Origin of the sequence: Tenacibaculum sp. 47A_GOM-205m (assembly GCF_000518405.1) — a bacterium.
In the GTDB taxonomy this organism is placed as follows: domain Bacteria; phylum Bacteroidota; class Bacteroidia; order Flavobacteriales; family Flavobacteriaceae; genus Polaribacter; species Polaribacter lutimaris.
The window spans coordinates 94,508-117,887 of record NZ_JADN01000009.1; the positions used below are offsets into that span (position 1 = coordinate 94,508).

Below are 23,380 nucleotides of genomic sequence, written 5' to 3' on the forward strand. Positions count from 1 at the left end.
CACTATCTTGGAACTTCTACAGATTGTACAATCATTTCAATCACCTTATCGGCAGTCATTCCTTCCATTTCGCGTTCAGGAGTTAACATAATTCTATGACGTAATACTGGATAAATACTCTTTTTTACATCTTCTGGAATTACAAAATCACGTCCGTTAATTGCCGCAAACGCTTTAGATGCCATCAATACTGCAATACTTGCTCTTGGCGAACCTCCTAAATACAAATGTGCATTGTTACGCGTGTTAGAAATGAGTTGCGCTATATATTTGATAATCTTTTCTTCTACCAATACCTCAAAAACCTTGTTTCTGTATTCTAATAATTCAGACTCAGTTAATACTGCTTCCACTTTAGTTTGTGGTAGTGCTCCTTTACGATCGTTATGAGCAGTGATAATTTGTATTTCTTCATCTAAATTAGGATACCCTACATTTATTTTAAACAAGAAACGGTCTAATTGGGCTTCTGGTAAAGCATAAGTTCCCTCCTGCTCTATTGGGTTTTGGGTTGCCAATACCATAAATGGTGGATTCATAACATAACGCTCACCATCCATCGTAATTTGTTTTTCTTCCATCACCTCAAACAACGCTGCTTGTGTTTTTGCAGGCGCTCTGTTAATCTCATCAATCAATACAATATTTGAGAAAATAGGTCCTTTTTTGAATTCAAAATCAGATGTTTTCATATTTAGTACCGAAGTTCCTAACACATCTGAAGGCATTAAATCTGGCGTAAATTGAATTCGGCTAAAATCAGTTGCAATGGTTTTTGCTAATAGTTTTGCGGTTACTGTTTTAGCAACTCCAGGAACTCCCTCAATTAACACATGACCATCAGCTAATAAAGAAACTAATAACAGCTCCATAAACTCCTCTTGTCCTACAATTACTTTTCCTAACTGTTCTTTTATTTTAATAACAGCTTCTTTTAATTTTGACAAGTCAACTCTACTTGTAAACAACTCGTTTGTTGTTTCTACTGAATTATTTTCTGTATTCATATTAACTATTTTTATATGCTTTAAAATCTTCAATAGCTTTGTTTAAGGCTATCAAATCCTCTTCGATTATATTTGATTTTGATTGTATCTGTTTTATTTTCTGAAATAAATCTTTGATTTTTTCTTCAGAATTTCCACTTCTACTAGCTACATTTTTATAAAAATTCTCATCTATTTTTAGAGTTGATAATCGGTATTTAACTCTTATGTACTCTAAAAAATAGTTAATTTTATGCTCTGCTATATTTTTATGATCTGACTTTTCATAATACATATTTGCTATGGTACGTGTAAAAGCCAACGTTTGATTTTTTAACGGTGTAATTACAGGAATTAATCGCTGATTTCGTTTTCCTTTAAAAATAATGAAAAATAATACACCTATTAAAGCGATGTAATATGCCCATTTTAACGGTGGGGTTGATAAAATATAGTGCATGGGTGAAGCAATGCCACTCTTTCCCGTTTTATAATAGGCATCCCATAAAATGGCACTTCTACTATTAGAGCCTCCCCCAGCCCCCGTTTCATTTTTTTGCTGATTATTTAAGTACGATAACACATTCGCTACATATTCATAATTGTTGTTTAACAACATGTTGTAATTGGTAAAAGCCTGCGGAAAAGTATGCAAATAGAAATTTCCTTTTCCGTGTTTTACTTTAATGTAATTTGGTTTTTTACTGATGATAGAATCGTTTTCATTTCTTACTACTAACTCACCTAAAACAGTTGTGTTTAAGGTATCTACTTCAGAAAAATAGAATTTAGAAAAATCTCTATCAAAATGATATTCTGTTTCACCAAAAATTGGATTACTCATTTTTTGATACGATTTTTCTTCAAAAGCCGATGTTGTTAAAATACTTGTTTCTGTTTTTAATGTATCAATATGTACTCCGTTTGTAGCTATAAAAACATTGTTGCCTCTTTTTACAAACTTGAGCAGTTTAGAAAACTCATCTTCACCAAAATTCAGTGCATTATCAACAAAAAAATAAGTTCCGTTATTGGTTGAATCTTTTAAAAAAGTATACGGATTTTGATGTATATCTTTTACTTTTTTCTTCGGAAATAAACTTGGCATTTCTTTATGCAATACATACGTACCATACGGAATCTTATGCTTAGCTGCATAACTTGGATACCAATTGATTTCTTTCGGTTTTACTGACTCGATATAAATAATACCTAGCAGTATAAACACCAATAAACCAATGTATATTTTAAGTTTCTTATCCAAATTAGTAAATTTTAGCTAGTGTATTTTTAAACTTACTTTCTGCTTGCATGAATTTTTCTTTATCGATTGAAAACTCTCCATACCATACATAATCATACAAATAGGTTAGCTTTTTAAAATCACCATGTAATTGTTGCTTAGATGCCAATTCCTTTATGTAATCTTCATTTGTTTTTTCTTGTTGCCAAGAAATAAACTCTTTATCTGATAAGTTTTTTAACAAAAATAAATAGTAATAACGCACAGCTAATTGATAGTTTCCTTCTGTAATGGCTTGCTCTATTAACTTTGGTAAATCTTTCTCTTTTATCAATTCTTCTTCTTCCGAAAGATGCACGATAGGTTTTACTCTTTTACCATCAATAATATTACTAGCGTTTACTTTTAGGAAGAATTTTATAATAAAGAAAAGTACGAGCCCTGCAATTACATATGGCAAAATCTTTAAAACAACACGTAAAAATCCTACTGCTGGTGTAATATCATCAAAAACGTATGAAAGTATTTTAATAACTGTTCGCTTTATCCAATCCCATATTTTCTCTAAAATAGTAGGTTCTCTCTTTTCTACGATGTATATAAACTCTTCTTTTTGTTTATACTCTTCAATTTTTTGAGCATCAAACTTTTTTTGTTCAATAATAGTATCATCATACCTAACTTCTCTTTTTTCTTCTTGAGAGAAAAGAGTTATTGAGCAAATAAAAAACGCTATGTAAAAAAGAAACTGTTTCAAAAGATTACTGTCCTAAACTATCAATTCTTTCAATAGTTCCTGTTAAATTCTTTTTCTCGTTAACATCAAAATATAAAAACACATTGGTGATTAACGTTATTGAATAAAAAATTAGCTGACCTGCTATTGAAACAACATTTAAAATCAAATAAATAGGATCACTAAAAAACCCAAAAACTTCTGCTGGATCATCACTCCCCATACTTAATCCCATTTTTGCAAATTGATAAATCATTGCTGGGATTTGGAATACATATCCTAGAACACTTACCAAAATAGACACCACGAAAACTACTCCAAAAACTTCCCAGAAATACCCACTTATAAAGTTAAAACATTTACCCACTGCTCCTGAAGCTGTTTCATTTTGAAACACTAAGATTGAAGCCCCTAAAGATAACGCTGGCCAAGTATAAAATACTGGTAATACACATAACATAGCACTTGCAAACAATATCAATCCTGCTAAAATACCAAAACCTGTAAACGACCAAAACTTTGCTTTTGTGTTAGCCACAACTTCTTCTTGATTCACCACACCTTTATTATCTATATAAGATTTAATGTAGTACATACCTGCTAGGTTTATAAAAACAATGGCTACTAAATAAGCTATCATCATAATAAACACAGATCCTATCATACCAATAACAGCACTTGCATCTTCAGTAATTATTGATGACATAGATATCATATAGTAAATCATAGAAGCTACAGCTACAACTATTGGTATTGCAGCTACTTTTAAAATAGATAAAAAGAATTGTTTTCCTTCTAACCTAATAAACTTAAAAGCATCTGAAATAATACTTCCTAAATCTCTCTCTCTTTTAAACTCGATATATTCTTTATTCATGTGTTAGTTGATTTTTATAAACTTTAACTGGATAAATGACGTAATAAAATATAATTAATACTAATGAAGTACCTATAATTAAAATAGCTAACCAATCGGGCATTTCGGTATGACGGGTTACAAAACCTTCTAAAAAACCTGCAACAATAAAAAACGGAATGGTACTTACCATAATTTTCAATCCGTCTTTCATTCCTCTTTTAAACGATTCTAATCGTGAATAGGTTTTAGGAAATAATATACTATTCCCCAATACCAAACCTGCACAACCTGCAATTACAATTACTGATATTTCTATAGTTCCGTGGATCCAAATAGTTCTTGAAGATTCCCAAAACAAACCTTTTTCGTAAAAGAAATACAAAAATGAGCCTAACATAATTCCGTTTTGCATCATTATGTATAGGGTTCCTACGGAAAACAGTATTCCTAATACAAAAGCATACATAGCAACTCGTATGTTGTTCATAGTAATTCCAACAAACATGTTAATTTCATTTGCATCTTTGTATACAGCCATAGGATCTCCCTTCTCTATGTTTTCTAGGGTCATATTCACATAAGTATCACCTAAAATAAGACGTACAAAATCAGTATCAGTCGCTGCTGAAAAAACACCGCATATTGTAAAAAAAGCAAAAACGATAAAAGCAACAAACAGTTCTTTTTGATAACTGTAAAAAAGTAAAGGAAACTCTGTTTTAAAAAAACTGGTAAATCTATTCTTACTTTCTTTTTTGGTTTTATAAATTTTTTGATGCGCAGCAGAAGCTATAGAGTTAAGGTACACAACCGTATTCCCATTAGGGTAAAAGGTTTTAGCATAGCTCAAATCATCAGTTAACTCTACATATAAATCTGATAATTTATCTGGAGAGATAATTGTTTTTTGATACAAAGCATCTTCAAAAAGCTGCCACTTTTCTTTATTTTTATTTACAAAAGCAGCTTCTCTCATTTACTCAAAAAATTAAAGTGTATTTGTTGAGAAGTTTCCTTAATCATAGAATATTTTTATCTTCGCTAAACTAAAAAAAGTTGTAGAAATATCAATAAAAAAATTGAAAAACTAATACATGGATAAATTTCAAATAGAAACAGCTCAGAACATCGCTATTAGCCAAAATGTCGCACATGTTACTACTCGCATAGGGTCATACTTAATTGATGCTTTATTTATCTTCGGATATTATATCATTATTGCCATTATAATAGGAATGTTAGATATTCCTTTTAGTATGGAATACCTGAGCTTGTACATGCTGCTTGGATTGCCAATATTTTTTTACAGCTTGATTTTTGAAGTTTTAATGAACGGACAAACTCCTGGAAAATACTTTAACCAAACTAGAGTGGTAAAGTTAGACGGATCTAAACCTACTTTTGGAAGCTATTTAATTCGTTGGTTATTACGAGTTGTAGATTTTACCTTAGCTAGTGGTTCTGTTGCTGTTCTTACGATTTTATTAAACGGAAAAGGGCAACGCTTAGGAGATATTGCTGCGGGAACTACTGTAATATCTGAAAAGAAAAGAATTACTTTAAAAGATACCATTGCTAATGATGTAGTAGACAATTACACTCCTACCTATTCGCAAGTAACTTTGTTGACTGATAGCGATATTCACACTATCTCAAATGTATATAGGGACGCCATGAGAAAAAGAAATCATAAAGTAATTTTAAAACTACATACAAAAGTTATTGAGTTAACAGGAATTACCACAGAGCAAAAACCTGCTCAATTTATAAATACCGTAATTAAAGATTATCATTACTACGCAAGGCAGTAATTTTTCTTCTTTTTATTTTATTGATAATTAACCCTCTACTCTTAGAGTATTTTTTTTCGTTAATAAAAAGCTAACAAAAACTATTTTTTCACCCGTTGAATATAGTATTTTCGCACCCTTTCTTATTGAAAAAATCACATTTCAAGGGCACGAGAACAACTATGAACGACGAAAAAAACTGGTTACAATATTATAAAAACAGCTTATCTGATAGTGAAAACTTAGCTATCGACATTAGTAAAATAAAAAACCTTTTTTATCAAAAATCATCCGATTTAAGCAATGCGCTCATCAATTCTAAACAAGCAAGTCAACTGTTAGATGTTGAAGAACGTAGAATTAATCGATTAAAAGGAATTACTAAAAAAGACAATCCTAAGTGGCATAAAGTAGAAGAAACTAAAATATTAATTGCCCCCTTTCATTTAGTTTATCAAACCGACAACACTAAATTCAAACAACGCACTATTCATCCTTTTTGGATTAGTGCTATTGTAAATCGTTCAGGACAATTATCAGCTCCAAAAGATGGATTTCCTTTAATTGTTCGTAACTATCTAACTCCTATGGCAGATATTAAGAACGATTTTATCTTCTCTTCTATCGATACCGTTTTAGATGCTAAAGAATTAGCTTCTCCTGATTTTGAAAATAGCGAAGACCCTGTGCCTTGGGATGAATACTGGAACTATATTAACGAAGTATTTTCTGCGATAACTTTTAGCAACCTATACCGTTATCAAGTAGAACGCTATACCACGCAATATGAGCTTACTTACTTTGCTTTAAGTTCTAAAATTTCTACAGCAAAAAGTATTTTATTTCTGTACGAAAACCTACTTAAAAATACGGATGAATTACCCGTACTTTCTAAAATCATCAACCCATATACTAGAGAACGACAAGAAGCCATTACCGATAACGGATTTTTAGTGTATAACCATTTGCATTTAGGGCAAATGTCAAATAAATTTCCACTTTCTGTTAGTCAACGTAAAACATTATTATCCTATTTAGTTGCCGAAGAAAATGCGGTTACTGCTGTAAACGGACCTCCAGGAACTGGAAAAACTACACTTTTACAAAGTTTAGTTGCTACCGAATTTGTAAAAGCCGCTATTAACGGTGAAGAAGCTCCTATAATCTTAGCTTGTTCTAACAACAACCAAGCAGTAACGAATATTATTGATAGTTTTATCAATTCTGAAAGTACTATGGGAGAATTGGCCAATCGTTGGATTCCTGATTTTAACGGATATGCTACCTACCTCCCATCCAGTTCAAAAAGTGAGAAAAAACTGGCCAATATTAATTATTTAAAGGGAAACTTATTTGGTCATGAAGGAACATTATGTAATCTAGAAAATGAAAAATACATCTCTGAAGCAGAATATTATTTTTTAACAAACTACTGTCAGTACTTTAATACCCAAACAAATTCACTTGACGATGTATGCAATCATTTACAAGAAGAAATTATTGGGATTCAAAATATTTTAGCTGATGGTGTTGACTACTCTAGAAACTATATCAATGCTGTAAACTATATTAACAGCATACTCGTACACGAAGAAGATTTCATCGAAAAAAATACGTTTAAAATCTCCAAACTACAAGAATGGAGAACTGTTTTAAACGATTTAAAAACAGCTGCAAAAGACACTGATTTTATTGATAAAGTACAACGCTATTTTATTGATGAGACTCAGTTGGAAACAAAAAATTCTGAACATGTTTTTAAAACTACAGAAAAAACATTCTTAAATGCTAAAAAAGCAGCAGCATACATAAAAGAATGTACAAACAATGTAAATCTGCTATTACAATCGCATTTAAGCCTAAAAAACTGGAAGTATGAAAACAATATTAAAGGATTTCCTTTTGTTTCAGAAGAACAAATGTGGGCATACGAATATGAAAAAATAAACTCTAACGACACCACACAACGTTTCTTTTATGATGAATTAGATATTGATTTACGCCACAAAGCATTTTTATTAGCAACCCATTATTGGGAAGCTCGTTGGTTACTTGAGACTAAAGAAATGCTAGAATATGATACCGAAAAAGGAACTGGTGAACTCGCTATAAAAGCTAAATGGAAACGAAGAGCCATGTTAACTCCTTGTTTTGTAGCTACCTTTTATACAGCTCCAAGTCACTTTTTATACAGTCAATTTCAAGGAGAAAACGAAAACGGAAAACCTATTTTTGAATATTTACCGCTATACAATTTTTTAGATTTATTAATTATTGATGAAGCAGGTCAGGTTACTCCAGAAGTAAGTATTCCTGTATTTTCATTAACTCAAAAAGCCTTTGTAGTAGGTGATTTAAAACAAATTGAACCTATTTGGTCTATTCCTAAAAAAATTGACCAAGGAAACTTAACAAGTCTTGATATTATTGAAAATCAAAATGACGCACATTTAGATGAGCTAGGTTTTTTAGCTTCTAGCGGAAGCATTATGAAAATGGCTCAAAATGCCTGCGAATTTGAAACTCCCCTACCCGCAAAAAAAGAACAAGGATTGGTTTTGTTAGAGCACAGACGATGTAATGATGAAATTATTAGTTTTTGCAACGAATTGGCGTACGATGGTATTTTAAAACCCATGAAAGGAAAAGCGAAAGAAAACCAAGCATTCCCATCAATGATGGCATATCATATAGAAGGAGTTAGTGAACGCAAATACAACAGTCGTCAAAACATTAGTGAAGTAAAAGCCATAATTTCTTGGTTACAGCAAAACAAAGAAACCATTCAAGAAGCCTACAATGTAGATGCTATTGAACCTGTTTTAGGAATCATTACCCCTTTCGCAAGTCAAAAAGGAGAATTATCTAAAGCTTTAACCGATGCGGGCTATAAAGTTAGCGACATTAAACTGGGTACAGTACACGCTTTACAAGGTGCAGAACGAAACATTATCTTGTTCAGCTCTGTGTATTCTAATGATGATGAAGGAACCTTGTTTTTTGAAAAAGACAACAAGCCTAATATGCTAAATGTAGCGGTTTCTAGAGCTAAAGAAAGTTTTATTCTTTTTGGTGATACCCGAATTTTTGATGAAACCAAAAATACGCCTTCTGGAATCTTAAAAAGACACCTAAATATTTATGAAATGGCAAACTAATTATATTTTTGTACACCAAAAAAAATCACCAATTTAAAAAGTGTACAGGAAAGTACCTAAATTGCTATTAAACATTTTTAATAACATTTATAAAAATGTTAGTTTCATGTTTTAGTAATTAAAAACTAATAAATAACAACAAAAAAAGGAACGATTAAATCGTTCCTTTTTTTTAATATACAATGCTGTAAACTTATTTTTTAAACTCAGTAATAGTTTTCTTAATAATGTTAATACAGTCTCTTAATTGTTCTTCGTTCATTACTAATGGTGGTGCAAAACGAATAATGTTTCCGTGTGTTGGTTTTGCTAACAAACCGTTATCACGTAACTTCATACAAATATCCCAAGCAGTTGAGCTATCCTCAGTATCGTTAATTACCACAGCATTTAACAATCCTTTACCACGTACTAACGTTACTAATTCGTTTTCTTTAGCAAACTCAGCCAACTCCTCTCTAAAAATTTCACCTAAACGCTCAGCATTTTCAGCTAATTTTTCATCTTTAACCACCTCTAATGCTGCAATAGCAACTGCTGCAGCAACAGGGTTTCCTCCGAAAGTAGAACCGTGGTTACCAGGTTTAATAACATTCATAATGTCATCGTTTGCTAATACTGCAGATACTGGATATGCTCCTCCACTTAAAGCTTTACCTAAAATTAAAATATCTGGTTGTACATCTTCGTGGTTTACTGCTAATAACTGACCTGTACGTGCAATACCTGTTTGTACTTCATCAGCAATAAATAATACATTATGCTTTTCACATAACGCTTTAGCTGCTGCTAAATATCCTTCAGAAGGCACATATACCCCAGCTTCTCCTTGAATAGGTTCAGCCATAAAACCAGCAATATTATTGTTGTTTTCTAATGCTTCTTCTAAAGCTTGTAAATTATCGTATTCAATTTTAATAAACCCTTCAGTAAACGGACCAAAGTTTTTACGTGCAACAGGATCGTTTGAAAAAGAAATAATTGTAGTTGTTCTTCCGTGGAAGTTATTTTTACAAACAATAATTTGTGCTTCGTTTTCATTAATTCCTTTTACTTCGTACGCCCATTTTCTACAGATTTTTAAAGCAGTTTCTACAGCTTCAGCACCCGTATTCATTGGTAATAATTTATCAAAACCGAAGTATTCAGTTGCAAACTTTTCATACTTTCCTAACATATCGTTATAAAAAGCACGAGAAGTTAACGTTAATGTTTGTGCTTGGTTTACCATCGCTCCAACAATTTTTGGATGACAATGTCCTTGGTTTACTGCAGAGTAAGCTGATAAAAAATCATAATATTTTTTTCCTTCAACATCCCATACATATACTCCTTCTCCTTTACTCAATACTACTGGTAATGGGTGATAGTTATGCGCTCCGTATTTGTTTTCTAAGTCGATCGCTTGTTGCGAAGTTAATTGGTCTAAAACAGCCATTTTTCTTAATTTTTAAAATTTATAAAATAACCATTCCTTATCTACCTTTATCCTTTCGAAAAAGAAATTTCGAAAATTCAGCGTGGGAAAGAAATCATCCCTAGCTACAAAATTATCAAATTTAAGTGACTTTCATAGACTTTGAAGGGTCTAAAAATACAAACAACATAACTTTTTTATAATAAACAATAAAAACAAGGTTAAATAGTTTTTTTATCTTTAAAAGGAATTAACTAAATATCATTTTATGAAAAGAATCTTTTTTTTATTACTGCTTTCAGTAGCTGTAATTGGGTGTAAATCTACATCTGTAACTAACACTAAACTTGACAATAAAACTGAACGAATGCTAAAAGGTAACTGGACTATTACTGCTGTAAACTTTCCAGGTTCAAACTACCTAAAAGTAAACTCATTTAATTTAGAAGACTCTAACTGCTTTATTGGTAGTAACTGGAGTTTTGTTTCAAACAACAACAAAGGAGAAATGAGCTTAAATAATCCAAGTACAGATTGTAAAGACTTTAGCTCTCCTATTACATGGTATGTTAATAAAGATGGAAACTTTGTATTAAAGGTTATTAATAATCACAAAGCTAAAGACGTTAATGCTGGATATATTTTAAGGTTACGTAACGTTACCGAAACTAGTTTTGATTTAATAGATCAAGTTAACGTTGCAGGGCAAGTAAAAGACATTACATATTCATTTCAAAGACAATAATTAATAAGAATATTATGAAAAAATCAACCATTTATAGTTTATCAATTTTATTTTTAGCTGGTACTATTTTTACCTCTTGTAAATCTATACAAAACGCTAACAACACTCAAAAAGGTGCTGCTATTGGTACTGCTGCTGGTGCTGTAATAGGTGCTGTAATAGGTAACAATGTAGGAAGCAAAAACAACTCTGAATTAGGAGCTATTTTAGGTGGTGTTGTAGGTGGTGTTGCTGGTGGTGTAATTGGTAACCAAATGGATAAGCAAGCTCGTGAAATTGAAGAAGCTTTACCAGGTGCAGAAGTAGAAAGAGTTGGTGAAGGTATTAAACTTACTTTAGGAGAAAATGCTGTTCGTTTTGCTACTAATAAAGCTACTTTAACAGCTACAGCGCAGACCAACTTAGATAAATTAGTACCTGTATTTAAAGATTATGAAAACACAAATATTGTAATTTACGGTTATACAGATAGTACTGGTGCTGTTGATTATAACCAAAAACTTTCAGAAAAAAGAGCTAATTCAGTAAGAAACTACTTAGCTAGTAAAGGATTAAACAACAGTCGTTTTGAAACTAAAGGACTAGGTGTTAAAGATCCTATTGCTACTAACGATACTGCTGAAGGAAGAAGTAAAAACAGACGTGTTGAATTTGCTATTGTTGCAAACGAACAAATGATAAAAGAAGCTAAAAAAGAAGCAGGTCAATAAAAAAGCCTTCACAACAAAGATTAAAGACTACTCTAAATGAGTAGTCTTTTTTTTATCTTCAAACCATATCTTTTCCTAATTTTGCACACCATAAATCATAGTATAGAATGCCAAGAAGAGAGCGAAATAAGTTTGTAAAAAGAGGACAAGTCATTGAAATTTTAATTGAAGACTATGCCTTCGGCGGAAAAGGAATTGGAAGAATACGTTCAGAAGAAGGTGTTTTTGTAGTTTTTGTTCCTAACACTTTACCAGGACAATTAGTAAAAGCACGTGTAGATAAATCAAAAAAGAAGTATGCAGAGTGTAAGTTAATTGATGTTTTAAAACATTCTGATGATGAAGTACCTGTTCCATATCAAGATATTCCTGGAGCACCTTATATTCAATTACCTATAGATTTACAACACAAATACAAGCAAGAAAGTACTTTATCTTTATTTAAACGCATTGGTAAAGTTGAAAATATTGAAGATCTGTTTGATAAGTTTATTGCTTCTCCAAATGTATTTCACTACCGCAATAAAATGGAATATGGCTTTTCTGCCATTGGTTACGACCGTGAAAATAAAACCGATATAGATGAGTTTACATTAGGTTTTAAACGTCGTGGTGTTTGGTGGATGGGTGATAACCTTGAAAAAGATTCTGGTTTATTTGACAAACAAGTTGAAGATAACATCAAAAACATTAGAGAGTATTGTGAAAAAACTGGTTTGGCGCCTTGGCACGGACCTAAAAAAGAAGGTTTCTTTAGATATTTTGTGGTAAGAAAATCATACAAAACCAACGAATTATTATTCAACTTAGTAACCACTTCTCACGATTTATCAAAATTTGATTTAAAAGAGTTTGCTAACTATCTAGTAGAGTTATTTGGTGATAGAGTGGCTGGTTTATTACACACTATTAACGACGAAACTGGTGATAGAACTATTGCTACTTCAGGAAGCGTTAAATTGGTATACGGAAAAGATAAAATTGTAGAAGAGTTATTAGGGTTGAATTTTGAAATTAGCATGAAAAGCTTCTTCCAAACCAACCCTAAATCTGCCGAAAAACTATATACCAAAGTAGTTGATTATGCGTTAGAAAACAAAGATGCAATTGACAATACCGTAGTGATGGATTTATTCTGTGGTACTGGAACCATTGGGCAAATTATTGCTTCAAAGTCGAATAACACTAAAATTGTTGGTGTAGATATTGTAGCCTCTGCTATTGAAGACGCTAAGAAGAATGCAGAACGAAACAATATTGAAGGTTTACAATTTTATGCAGCTGATGTAGGAAAGTTCTTAAATGAACACCCACAATATAAAAACAAAATAAGAACCATTATTTTAGACCCAGCTCGTGCAGGAATTGCGCCAAAAACGCTTAAGAAAATCATAAACTTAAACGCTGATAGAATGGTTTATGTATCTTGTAACCCAGCAACACAAGCTCGTGACACGGAGGAATTGATAAGCAACGGATACCAATTAAAAAAGATTAGTTTAGTAGATCAATTTCCACATACATCACACATAGAAACGGTAGTTTTATTTGAAAAATAAATATTAATGAAAAAATATATTGCTCTATTCATACTTATAGTAGGTTTAACAGCCTGTGAAAAAGATGATTTCTGTACACAAAATCCAGTAACACCCAATTTAGTGCTTCGTTTTTACGACATGGATAATACGAATGACTTAAAAAATGTAGAACGCTTATCTGTCATTGCAGAAGGTAAAACGGATAGTCTTTTTACAAATATAACTAATGATAGTATTGCTATTCCATTAGATGGCACATCACAAAAAACAGTTTATACATTAAAAATGAATGATGTAGACGGTAATATAGCTAACAATCAAACCGCTACGCTAACTATTGAATATAACCCTGAAGAAGATTTCGTTTCTCGCTCATGTGGTTTCAGAATTATTTATGAAAATGTAACTTTAGATCATACTGGTTGGATAGACAGTTTATCTACCAAAGAAATTCCTTTAATCGACAATCAAGCTAGCGCCCATGTACAAGTATTTCATTAGTCTATGTTTCGCTTTTGTGTTTATAAACGGTTATTCTCAACAAAACACAACTAAAGAAAAATCCGAAGAAAAAAAAGATACCGTTACATACAAAACAGGATATGGCTTACGTCTTGGAATAGATATTAGCAAACCAGCTCTTTCTATTGTTGATAAAAGCTATAGTGGTTTAGAACTTGTAGGTGATTATAGAATCTCTAAAAAATGGTATGTTGCTGCAGAAATAGGACATGAAGATGAAACTACTTTTGAAGATTTTTTATCTTCTTCTGCCAAAGGAAATTATATCAAAATTGGAGCTAATTACAACGCTTATGAAAATTGGCTTGATATGAACAATGAAATTTTCGTAGGTATGCGTTATGGTTTTGCCATATTTGATCATACCCTAAACAGCTACCAACCTAATGTTTCTTCAGGAACAGAAAACCTTCCTCCTTATTTTCCCTCAACTCCTATTAAAACACCTATGTCTGATGATGGACTTACTGCTCATTGGACTGAATTACAACTAGGTATAAAAGCAGAAACTTTTAAAAACTTGTTCGTAGGTTTTAGCTTTTCATATAAAATTATGTTAAGTATCGACGATCAAAAAGGCTTTAAAACCTTGTATACCCCTGGTTTTAACCGTGTTTTTGAAAGTAACACAGGCTTCGGGTTTAACTATACAATATCGTACTTAATCCCTTTTGTTAATAAATAAATTATCAGCATACACTTGATTTCACTAACTTTACAGCTTGAATAATAAAACTTATTAACAATGAATAAAATTCCAAGCGTAAACTTAGCAGACTTTTTATCTGATGATGCTGAAAGAAAACAAAAATTCATCAACGAGATTGGTGACGCTTATGAGAATATAGGATTTGTAGCATTAAAAGGACACTTTTTAGACGATGAATTAGTAGATAACTTATATGCTGAAATCAAGAAGTTTTTTGATTTACCTACTGAAGTAAAAGAAAAGTACGAAATTCCAGGTATTGGAGGTCAAAGAGGATATGTTTCTTTTGGTAAAGAAAGTGCAAAAGGAAAAAAAGAAGGAGATTTAAAAGAGTTTTGGCACTTTGGTCAGTATGTTGATGCAGATTCAAAGTACGCTAAAGAATACCCAGAAAATGTAGAGGTTGAGGAATTACCTGAATTCAACAAAGTAGGTAAAGAAGCATACCAAATGTTAGAAAAAACAGCTAAATACGTGTTACGTTCGTTAGCATTACACTTGGGCTTGGAAGAAACGTATTTTGATAATTATATTAAAAACGGAAATAGCATTTTACGTCCAATTCACTACCCTCCTATTACTACAGAACCTAAAGGAGCTGTAAGAGCTGCCGCTCATGGTGATATTAACTTGATCACTTTATTAATGGGAGCTCAAGGAAAAGGATTACAAGTTCAAAACCACAAAGGAGAATGGATTGACGCAATTGCTGAACCAGATGAGTTAATGATTAATGTAGGTGATATGTTATCACGTCATAGTAACAACAAATTAAAATCTACCATTCACCAAGTAACAAACCCTCCTAAAGAATTATGGGGAACTTCTCGTTACTCTATTCCTTTTTTTATGCACCCTGTTTCTGATATGAAATTAGATGTTTTAGAAAACTGTATTGACGAGAACAACCCAAAGCAGTTTGAAGATATTACTGCTGGTGAATTTTTAGATGAGCGTTTACGTGAATTAGGATTGAAAAAATAAATCTAATGGATTTACAAGATCAATTAAAAAATCTTTTCCCTGATCATCAATTTGAAGAAAAATCTATTGAAGAAAAGCCTGATATCTGGCTTCAAGATGATCCTATTTTATGCAAATACGAAAAGCGAAAAGGTAAACCAGTTACTATTATAGACGGATACAATGGAGCTACTGAAGATTTCAAGAAATTAGCAAAAGAAATCAAAACTAAACTAAGTGTTGGTGGTAGTTTTAAAGATGACAAAATCATCATTCAAGGCGATTATAGAGACACTATAATGCAGCTTTTAAAAGACAAAGGATTCAACGTAAAACGCGTTGGTGGATAAACAAAAAAATGTCAGGAATTTGATTCCTCGACATTTTTTTTATATTTACAACTTTTTGTAAAGTGTTAAATATCAATCAATAAATAATAACGTATAAAATAAACCGTTTATTTTATATCAATAAAGAAATCAACTAATTCCCTTAAAAAATTATGAAACATTCTTTATTACACATAACTAATGGAGACTACACGACTCAAAGACTTCAAAAATTAAATATTGAAGGAGACATTATTACTTGGCGTGAAATGTTATGTGAAGGAAAAACTTCTGTCGATGTTGGAAGCGAAAACTTTTGGAAAATCCGTTTCGACTTTTTAAAAGACTCTTATAAAATCACTAAAAAGAAATTCATCGATTACACTTTAAAAGAATACAGAAACCTTTGTAACCAAAAACAACAAGATGAAATTGTTTTATGGTTTGAGTACGATTTGTTTTGCCAAATAAACATGGTTGCTGTAATTAGTTGGTTAAAACGATACCGTTCTGGTCACAAAGTTTCTTTAGTTACAAGTGGTAAAATTCCTGGAGAAGAAAAATTATTTGGTTTAGGAGAATTATCTGAAACACAATTACAACAACATTTTGAAAATAGGATAGAGTTAACTAACGATGATATTGAATATGCTGATTATATATGGCAATTATATTGTTCTGACAGCCCATTACCTCTTGAAAATGCTCATAAATTCAATCCAAAATCACCTTTTATTTACTTAGAAAGTGCTATTAAAGCGCACTTACTTCGTTTTCCTTCAATTGAAAACGGATTAAATCACTTAGAAAACAACATATTAAAAACTGCTAACGAACATAATTTTGCTAACCAAAACGAATTAGTTAACTACATGTTAACTCATCAAGAAAATTACGGATTTGGTGATAATCAATATTTTCATAAGCTAGATGAACTTAAAAAACTATTTACTTCTTTTGATCCTGTTAAATTAAGTAAGACAGGAAAAAAGGTGTTGCAAAACCAAACCAATTATTATGCTAAAATTCGTTCTGATTTTTCGTATCTTGGTGGCGCAAAAAAATACAGCTATCTCTATGTAAACTCTACCGATAAGCTGTTAAAAATAACATCATAAATGAGTATACAACATTCTGAGCTCATCTTAAATCCAGATGGTAGTATCTATCATTTGAATTTAAGACCTGAACATATTGCTTCCGATATCATTTTCGTTGGTGATCAATATCGTGTAGATAAGGTTACGAAACATTTTGACACGATAGAATTCAGCACCCAAAAAAGAGAATTTAAAACTACCACTGGTACCTATAAAGGAAAACGAATTACTGTTATTTCTACAGGTATAGGTCCTGATAATATTGATATTGTTTTAAACGAGTTAGACGCACTTGTAAATATTGATTTAAATACACGTAAAGTAAAAGAAAACCATACCCAATTAAACATAACAAGAATTGGAACCTCTGGCTCTTTACACAATGATATTCCTGTTGATAGTTTTTTATTAAGTTCTCATGGTTTAGATTTAAACGGATTGCTTCAATCATATCAAGTAGATGAAATTTCACACCCTGATCTTGAAGAAGCTTTTATAAAACATACTAACTGGAGTACAAAAAAATCATATCCCTTAATTGTTTCTAACGGAAAACCTTTAGAAAACAAGTTATTATCTGATAAAGTTTACAAAGGAATTACAGCTACTGCTGGTGGTTTTTACGGACCTCAAGGTCGTGTGTTACGTTTACCTTTACAAGACGCTGAGTTAAATCATAAAATTGATAGTTTTAACTATAACAATAATCGAATTACTAACCTAGAAATGGAAACTTCTGCCATTTACGGTTTAGCCAAATTGTTAGGGCACAATGCAGCCTCTATGAATGCTATTATTGCTAACAGAGCCAATGGAACATTTAGTGAAGATCCATACAAAGTCGTTAATGATTTGATTGTATATACTCTAGATAAATTAGTTGAATAAATGTTTAATGGAGAGGAAACGTTTAAATTTCATATTCGATTTCAAGATATATTTAAGTTTGAAAAATTAATGCTTGAAAACAATATTCAGTATCATAATGAATTAGAATATTTAACTAACTCAAGGTCAAACAAGTATTATATTAAAAATTCTGACAGAAAAAAATTTGATACTATTTGTGTGAAAAATCAACTTGAAATCTATTTAGATTCATTACCTAATATTGAAACTAGACTTCCTAAATTTACATCTAATTCACTTTTTACAGTATTAACCTCTGTATTATTAATATTTTTAATAATTATTATTTTAATTATTTCATGATAAAGTTAAGAATAGGTGGTGTACCAGAACACTTTAATTATCCATGGTACATTACTTTAAAAAATAAAGAATACACTAAAGAAGGAATCAACCTGCGTTGGCAAGATTACCCTGGAGGTACAGGCGCCATGTCTAAAGCGCTACGTGCTGGCGAAGTTGATATCGCTTTAGTACTTACAGAAGGGATTATAAAAGACATCATCAATGGTAATCCTTCAAAAATCACACAAACCTTTGTAAAAAGTCCACTTATTTGGGGAATTCATGTAGGTGCAAACTCTAAATTTAAAACTATTGCTGATTTAGAACATGCTACGGTAGCCATTAGTCGCTTTGGCTCTGGTTCGCACCTTATGGCTATTGTTAATGCGCATAATAATGGTTGGAATGTAAACAATTTACAATTTAAAGTAGTTGGAGATTTACAAGGAGGAATTGACGCTTTAACAAATGGTGATGCAGGTTATTTTATGTGGGAACATTTTACAACAAAACCTTTGGTAGATAACGGCACTTTTAGACGTGTTGGTGATTGCCCTACACCTTGGCCTTGTTTTGTAATTGCTGTTCGTAACGAAATATTAGAAAACCATTTTGAAGAAGTAAAAAAAGTACACGATATTATTAACAGCTGTACGAAAGATTTTAAAGACTTTGACAACATCGATGAAATTCTTGCTAATAGATACGAACAACAGCTAGATGATATTCAAAAGTGGTTATCTATTACAGAATGGAACGATGGAAAACCTATTAGTGAAGATTTAATTTCTGCCATACAAAATAAAATGGTAGAGTTTAACGTTATTGAAAAGAAGGAAAATTCTGGTGACTTAATCAGAAATATGTATATTTGATTTCTATTAAATAAAAAACAATTAAGCCAATCTGTTTAAAATAATCATTATACATTCAATAAATTGACTATTTTAAATAGTATAGCTTACATAACTATACCTTGCTTAATTAAGGTATTACTATTAAAAACGATAAAAACAAACACATGAAAAAAGTAGTATTTATTGCAATTTGTACTGTTAGTGTATTAGGTTTTTCTTCTTGCGGAAGTACTAGTCCTTGTGGTTTAGCCAAAACTAATCAAACTCAACAAAAACAACATCAACAACAAGAGGTAGTAGTTGCCGATGCAACTGAAGTAGCGATTGCTGAATAAGTTGATGTTTCTTTATTCAAATTCAATAAATCCGCTTTTTTAGGCGGATTTTTTTGTTTAATTCTTCTCTTTTAACATTGGCACAAACCTAAAACCACCTAGTTCATGCTTTTCAAATTCTTTTGGTGACTTTCTAATAAACAATGTCATTACTTGCTCTTTATCTCCCACAGGAATCAACAACCTACCTCCTACTTTAATCTGTCCTAATAGTGCTTTAGGCACATACGGAGCCCCAGCTGTTACAATAATTTTATCAAAAGGAGCTTCTTCTGGTAACCCTTTATAACCATCTCCAAAAATAAAACGCTTGGGTCTATATCCTAGTTTTGGTAAAAACATAGAGGTTTTCTTGAATAATTCGTGCTGACGCTCTATCGAGTACACTTCTGCTCCCAACTCTAATAAAACTGCTGTCTGGTACCCAGACCCTGTACCAATTTCTAACACTTTCTCACCAGGTTGTATCTCTAAAACTTCCGATTGAAAAGCCACAGTATAAGGTTGAGAGATGGTTTGTTCAGCCGCAATAGGAAAAGCTTTGTCTTGATATGCATGTGCTTCAAAACTACTATCCATAAACAAGTGTCTTGGAATTTTTCGTACCGCATCTAATACTTTAGTATCGGTAATTCCTTTTGCTTCTAAAACGTTTGCTAATTGATTTCTAAGTCCTTGATGTTTGGTTGTATCCTTCATTCTTACATTAATCTACCAATAGGTAATTACTAGCTAAATTACTATAAAACCTATAATTTCTTATTTAAAATCCCCTTTATAGGGCTCAATAATTATAAAATTTCGGCAGGATAAAAGTAGTAATAAATCTGTATAAAAGTGTATCTTTGTTTGCGTTGATTTTTTGTGGAAATCATTTCTTTTTCAACAAACCAATCAAATAACTAATAATCTTTCACTTATGTTAAAAGCTGGAGTTTTAGGCGCAGGTCACTTAGGAAAAATCCATTTGCGTTTGTTACAACAATCAGAAAAATACGAATTAGTAGGGTTTTATGACCCTTTTACAGAAAACGCTCAAAAAGTAGCTGATGAGTTTGGCTATAAATTATTCGATTCAGTAGAAGCATTAATTGATGCTGTTGAAGTAGTTGATATTGTTACTCCTACTCTTTCTCACTTTGATTGTGCTAAACAAGCCATTGAAAAAGGGAAGCATATTTTTATTGAAAAGCCTATTACTAATACAGTATTAGAAGCAGAAGCTATAAGAACTTTAGCTAGTCAACATCATGTTCGTGGTCAAGTTGGACATGTAGAGCGTTTTAACCCTGCTTTTATGGCTGTTAAAGACTTGATTGACACACCAATGTTTATTGAAACACATCGTTTAGCTGAATTTAACCCTCGAGGAACAGATGTTCCTGTTGTTTTAGATTTAATGATTCATGATATTGACATTATTTTATCTGTGGTAAATTCAAAAGTAAAGAATGTGCATGCAAGTGGAGTATCAGTTATTTCAGAAACTCCTGATATTGCCAATGCACGTATTGAATTTGAAAACGGTTGTGTTGCAAACCTAACAGCTAGTAGAATTTCAATGAAAAACATGCGTAAAAGTCGTTTTTTCCAAAGAGATGCTTATATCTCTGTAAACTTTTTAGAAAAGCAATCGGAAGTTGTTAGAATGAAAGATGTGCCAGAAAAACCTGATGAGTTTGCTATGATTTTGCAGAATGCTGAGGGAGTTAAAAAGCAAATTTATTACGATAATCCTGAAGTAGTTGCCAACAACGCTATTTTAGATGAATTAGAGTCGTTTGCAGATGCTATTAAGAACAACACTACTCCTATTGTTTCATTACGTCAAGGTACTGAAGCTTTACGTGTAGCACATCAGATTATAGATTGTTTTTAGAAAAATGAATTCTCTTCGAGCATTTGGTTCTTTATTGTATTTTATAATATTCTTTGGAGGATTATATTTTTTATGGAATTATGGAAATATAGCTTTCTTTTTTGGTAAAACCACAAAAGTAAATGCTCAAATTGATTCTATAAAAGTTGTTTATGGAACTGCTGGAAGGGGCTATCATCAAAAAATTTATTATCAATATAAATTTGAAAATAAGATATACAGTTCAAACTTTAGAAATAAGGCTACAATGTGGGAGCCGATTCAAGAAAATGATAGTTTACAACTAAAACTTTCAAATAATAATCCGCAAAATAATAAAGTAATTGGAGTTTATTTCTCCTATTAAAAAACACAACAACATGAAAAATATCGCCGTAATTGGAGCAGGAACAATGGGAAATGGAATTGCGCATACTTTTGCTCAATTTGGATACAATGTTCAACTTATCGACATTTCGCAAGCTGCCTTAGATAGAGGGCTAGCAACCATTACTAAAAACTTAGACAGAATGGTAGCGAAAGAAAAAATTACTGAAGACGATAAAAATAATACTTTAAATAACATTACTACACATACTTCTATTAAAGAAGGTGTTCAAAACACTAGTTTAGTTGTTGAGGCAGCTACTGAAAATGTAGATTTAAAACTTAAGATTTTTAAAGATTTAGATGAAGCTTGTGCTGAAGATACTATTTTAGCTACCAACACTTCATCAATCTCAATTACTCAAATTGCAGCAGCTACCAATAGACCTGAAAAAGTAATTGGAATGCACTTTATGAACCCTGTACCAATTATGAAATTGGTTGAAATTATTAGAGGATACAACACTTCTGATGAAGTAATGGACTTTACAGTTGATTTAACTAAGAAAATTAATAAGGTTCCTGTTGAAGTAAATGATTACCCTGGTTTTGTTGCCAATCGTATTTTAATGCCTATGATTAACGAAAGTATTGAAACTTTATACAATGGTGTTGCTGGTGTTGCTGAAATTGACACTGTAATGAAATTAGGAATGGCACATCCAATGGGACCATTACAATTAGCTGATTTTATTGGGTTAGATGTTTGTTTATCTATCTTAAACGTAATGTATAACGGATTTAAAAACCCTAAGTATGCTCCATGTCCGTTATTAGTAAACATGGTTGCAGCAGGAAAATTAGGAGTGAAATCTGGTGAAGGTTTTTACGATTATTCAGAAAGTAGAAAGGCAGAGAAAGTAGCGAAGATGTTTTCTTAGTTCTTTAAGACTTTATAAAACAAAAAAGAGAAATTTCTTAATTGAAATTTCTCTTTTTTGTTTAAGATATATTTTTACCACTGCTTAATTAAACTACGAATTCCTTTCTCAACCCCTTCGTAGTAATTCTCATTCTTAAACTCTGGAATTATTATACTATCAATTACTTTTTTACAGATTTCATCTGTAAGTGTTTTTTCTGTTCCTAACCCCGTAGATATTCGTATTTCTCTTTTTAATTTATTAATAACAATTGTTAAACCATTATTCTTATCTTTTCTACCTACTCCCCAATCATTAGCTAAAGCTAAAGAGTAGTCTTCAATATTTTTATAAGGATCATAACTACTTATAGTAACAACTGCTATAACATTTGTTGATTCTTTTTCATAATCATCAATTAGTTTTTCTAACTTCTCTTCTTCCTCTTTTGCAAACACATCTTCATAATCATTTACATAACCTATCGGGAAGGGAAACTTACTCTGAACAACTTCTTTTGACTTATTAAAAAAAACAACTTCCTTCTCATTCTCTCTACTTTTACATGAGAATACTGTTATTATTAGAAGTAGTATTATTATAACTTTTTCTTTTTTCATTTCTCTTAATTTAACAAGAGGTATCAGCGATGATTTTCCATTCGCCTTGTATCTTCTTAAAGATGATCATAAAAACGCCATCAGCATCACCTACAGTTCTTTTTAAATGATATTCACCCATAACCGAATAAGCTCCATTAGTAATTTTCGAAATATCATTAATCTTAAACTTTAATTCACCAGAGTGCTCTTTTGTTGGGTATCCTTTTTTATAATTATCTAAGGTTTTTTGCCAACCAAAAGTTATTCCGTTACGTCCATAAAACTTTAATGAATCACTTTTCCAATATCCTTGCATAAAGCCTTCTAAATCGTGATTAGACCAAGCTTTTTCTTGTGCTTTCATTACTGATAGAATCTCTTGCTTTTCTGTTTCTTCTGAAACAGTTTGAGTTGCTTCTTCTTTACACGCAACAAATAGTGCCAATAAAAAAATGACAGTTAATAACTTCTTCATC

Annotated in this window: 26 protein-coding genes; 17 read left to right on the forward strand and 9 right to left on the reverse strand. The window is 31.5% G+C overall.

Annotated elements, in window-relative coordinates:
- Positions 1–2 precede the first annotated feature (2 nt).
- From N534_RS0111055 to N534_RS0111075, 5 genes are read right to left on the reverse strand one after another with little or no spacing between them, the layout of a single operon-like run.
- Positions 3–1,007, reverse strand: a complete 1,005-nt coding sequence (locus N534_RS0111055) for a MoxR family ATPase (protein ID WP_028892549.1) — start codon at positions 1,005–1,007, stop codon at positions 3–5.
- 1 nt (position 1,008) lies between these two features.
- Entirely contained in the window at positions 1,009–2,250 is a 1,242-nt protein-coding gene (locus tag N534_RS0111060; RefSeq protein WP_028892550.1) for a DUF4350 domain-containing protein, read from the reverse strand.
- Position 2,251: 1 nt separating this feature from the next.
- The gene (locus tag N534_RS0111065; RefSeq protein ID WP_051435910.1) at positions 2,252–2,986 is read right to left on the reverse strand and encodes a hypothetical protein; all 735 of its coding nucleotides are present in this window, start codon (positions 2,984–2,986) and stop codon (positions 2,252–2,254) included.
- Positions 2,987–2,990: 4 nt separating this feature from the next.
- Entirely contained in the window at positions 2,991–3,842 is an 852-nt protein-coding gene (locus tag N534_RS0111070) for a hypothetical protein (RefSeq protein ID WP_028892552.1), read from the reverse strand.
- Positions 3,835–4,800: a stage II sporulation protein M gene (locus tag N534_RS0111075; RefSeq protein ID WP_028892553.1), complete on the reverse strand. Its 966-nt coding sequence runs from the start codon at positions 4,798–4,800 to the stop codon at positions 3,835–3,837. The genes N534_RS0111070 and N534_RS0111075 overlap by 8 nt, the downstream gene beginning before the upstream one ends.
- 118 nt (positions 4,801–4,918) lie before the next feature.
- Between N534_RS0111075 and N534_RS0111080 the strand changes: the two genes are divergently transcribed.
- Positions 4,919–5,635 carry an RDD family protein gene (locus N534_RS0111080; RefSeq protein WP_028892554.1) on the forward strand — a complete coding sequence of 239 codons (717 nt, stop codon included), beginning with the start codon at positions 4,919–4,921 and terminating at the stop codon, positions 5,633–5,635.
- 161 nt (positions 5,636–5,796) lie between these two features.
- Entirely contained in the window at positions 5,797–8,772 is a 2,976-nt protein-coding gene (locus tag N534_RS0111085; RefSeq protein WP_028892555.1) for an ATP-binding protein, read from the forward strand.
- Positions 8,773–8,965: 193 nt separating this feature from the next.
- On the opposite strand, the gene rocD is transcribed toward N534_RS0111085, so the two are convergent.
- On the reverse strand, positions 8,966–10,210 hold the full coding sequence (gene rocD, locus N534_RS0111090; RefSeq protein WP_028892556.1) for an ornithine--oxo-acid transaminase: 1,245 nt from the start codon (positions 10,208–10,210) through the stop codon (positions 8,966–8,968).
- Positions 10,211–10,457: 247 nt separating this feature from the next.
- On the opposite strand from rocD, the gene N534_RS0111095 reads away from it, so the two are divergent.
- The 12 genes from N534_RS0111095 (at position 10,458) to N534_RS15340 (ending at position 19,194) form a co-directional block, all read left to right on the forward strand.
- Positions 10,458–10,934 carry a lipocalin family protein gene (locus tag N534_RS0111095; RefSeq protein WP_028892557.1) on the forward strand — a complete coding sequence of 159 codons (477 nt, stop codon included), beginning with the start codon at positions 10,458–10,460 and terminating at the stop codon, positions 10,932–10,934.
- Positions 10,935–10,948: 14 nt separating this feature from the next.
- A complete protein-coding gene (locus tag N534_RS0111100; protein ID WP_028892558.1) occupies positions 10,949–11,644 on the forward strand; it encodes an OmpA family protein in 696 nt (231 codons plus the stop codon).
- 107 nt (positions 11,645–11,751) lie between these two features.
- Positions 11,752–13,203, forward strand: coding sequence for a 23S rRNA (uracil(1939)-C(5))-methyltransferase RlmD (gene rlmD / locus N534_RS0111105; protein WP_028892559.1), 1,452 nt, complete (start codon positions 11,752–11,754; stop codon positions 13,201–13,203).
- 6 nt (positions 13,204–13,209) lie between these two features.
- Positions 13,210–13,686 (forward strand): DUF6452 family protein, encoded by a 477-nt coding sequence (locus N534_RS0111110; RefSeq protein ID WP_028892560.1) that lies wholly within the window; start codon positions 13,210–13,212, stop codon positions 13,684–13,686.
- A complete protein-coding gene (locus N534_RS0111115; protein ID WP_028892561.1) occupies positions 13,667–14,392 on the forward strand; it encodes a DUF6048 family protein in 726 nt (241 codons plus the stop codon). Before N534_RS0111110 ends, N534_RS0111115 begins: the two co-directional genes overlap by 20 nt.
- A gap of 60 nt (positions 14,393–14,452) precedes the next feature.
- Positions 14,453–15,400 carry an isopenicillin N synthase family oxygenase gene (locus N534_RS0111120; RefSeq protein ID WP_028892562.1) on the forward strand — a complete coding sequence of 316 codons (948 nt, stop codon included), beginning with the start codon at positions 14,453–14,455 and terminating at the stop codon, positions 15,398–15,400.
- Between the two features lie 5 nt (positions 15,401–15,405).
- Positions 15,406–15,729, forward strand: a complete 324-nt coding sequence (locus tag N534_RS0111125) for a translation initiation factor (RefSeq protein WP_028892563.1) — start codon at positions 15,406–15,408, stop codon at positions 15,727–15,729.
- A 152-nt stretch (positions 15,730–15,881) separates the two neighbouring features.
- A complete protein-coding gene (locus N534_RS0111130) occupies positions 15,882–16,826 on the forward strand; it encodes a hypothetical protein (RefSeq protein ID WP_028892564.1) in 945 nt (314 codons plus the stop codon).
- Positions 16,827–17,696 carry a nucleoside phosphorylase gene (locus tag N534_RS0111135; protein WP_028892565.1) on the forward strand — a complete coding sequence of 290 codons (870 nt, stop codon included), beginning with the start codon at positions 16,827–16,829 and terminating at the stop codon, positions 17,694–17,696. It abuts the gene before it with no gap.
- Entirely contained in the window at positions 17,697–18,020 is a 324-nt protein-coding gene (locus tag N534_RS0111140) for a hypothetical protein (protein WP_028892566.1), read from the forward strand. It abuts the gene before it with no gap.
- Positions 18,017–18,877 (forward strand): substrate-binding domain-containing protein, encoded by an 861-nt coding sequence (locus N534_RS0111145; protein WP_028892567.1) that lies wholly within the window; start codon positions 18,017–18,019, stop codon positions 18,875–18,877. Before N534_RS0111140 ends, N534_RS0111145 begins: the two co-directional genes overlap by 4 nt.
- 146 nt (positions 18,878–19,023) lie before the next feature.
- Entirely contained in the window at positions 19,024–19,194 is a 171-nt protein-coding gene (locus tag N534_RS15340) for a hypothetical protein (protein WP_156025604.1), read from the forward strand.
- Positions 19,195–19,251: 57 nt separating this feature from the next.
- Here N534_RS15340 and N534_RS0111155 read toward each other — a convergent pair whose 3' ends face one another.
- Positions 19,252–19,893: a protein-L-isoaspartate(D-aspartate) O-methyltransferase gene (locus N534_RS0111155; RefSeq protein ID WP_028892568.1), complete on the reverse strand. Its 642-nt coding sequence runs from the start codon at positions 19,891–19,893 to the stop codon at positions 19,252–19,254.
- A 220-nt stretch (positions 19,894–20,113) separates the two neighbouring features.
- Here N534_RS0111155 and N534_RS0111160 point away from each other — a divergent pair, with 220 nt between their 5' ends.
- From N534_RS0111160 to N534_RS0111170, 3 genes are read left to right on the forward strand one after another with little or no spacing between them, the layout of a single operon-like run.
- A complete protein-coding gene (locus tag N534_RS0111160) occupies positions 20,114–21,073 on the forward strand; it encodes a Gfo/Idh/MocA family protein (protein WP_028892569.1) in 960 nt (319 codons plus the stop codon).
- 4 nt (positions 21,074–21,077) lie between these two features.
- The gene (locus N534_RS0111165; protein WP_028892570.1) at positions 21,078–21,419 is read left to right on the forward strand and encodes a hypothetical protein; all 342 of its coding nucleotides are present in this window, start codon (positions 21,078–21,080) and stop codon (positions 21,417–21,419) included.
- A gap of 13 nt (positions 21,420–21,432) precedes the next feature.
- The gene (locus N534_RS0111170) at positions 21,433–22,320 is read left to right on the forward strand and encodes a 3-hydroxybutyryl-CoA dehydrogenase (RefSeq protein ID WP_028892571.1); all 888 of its coding nucleotides are present in this window, start codon (positions 21,433–21,435) and stop codon (positions 22,318–22,320) included.
- Positions 22,321–22,394: 74 nt separating this feature from the next.
- Here N534_RS0111170 and N534_RS0111175 read toward each other — a convergent pair whose 3' ends face one another.
- Positions 22,395–22,922 carry a YgcG family protein gene (locus N534_RS0111175; protein ID WP_028892572.1) on the reverse strand — a complete coding sequence of 176 codons (528 nt, stop codon included), beginning with the start codon at positions 22,920–22,922 and terminating at the stop codon, positions 22,395–22,397.
- Positions 22,923–22,932: 10 nt separating this feature from the next.
- Positions 22,933–23,379 (reverse strand): DUF4440 domain-containing protein, encoded by a 447-nt coding sequence (locus tag N534_RS0111180; protein ID WP_028892573.1) that lies wholly within the window; start codon positions 23,377–23,379, stop codon positions 22,933–22,935.
- Between the last annotated feature and the right edge of the window lies 1 nt (position 23,380).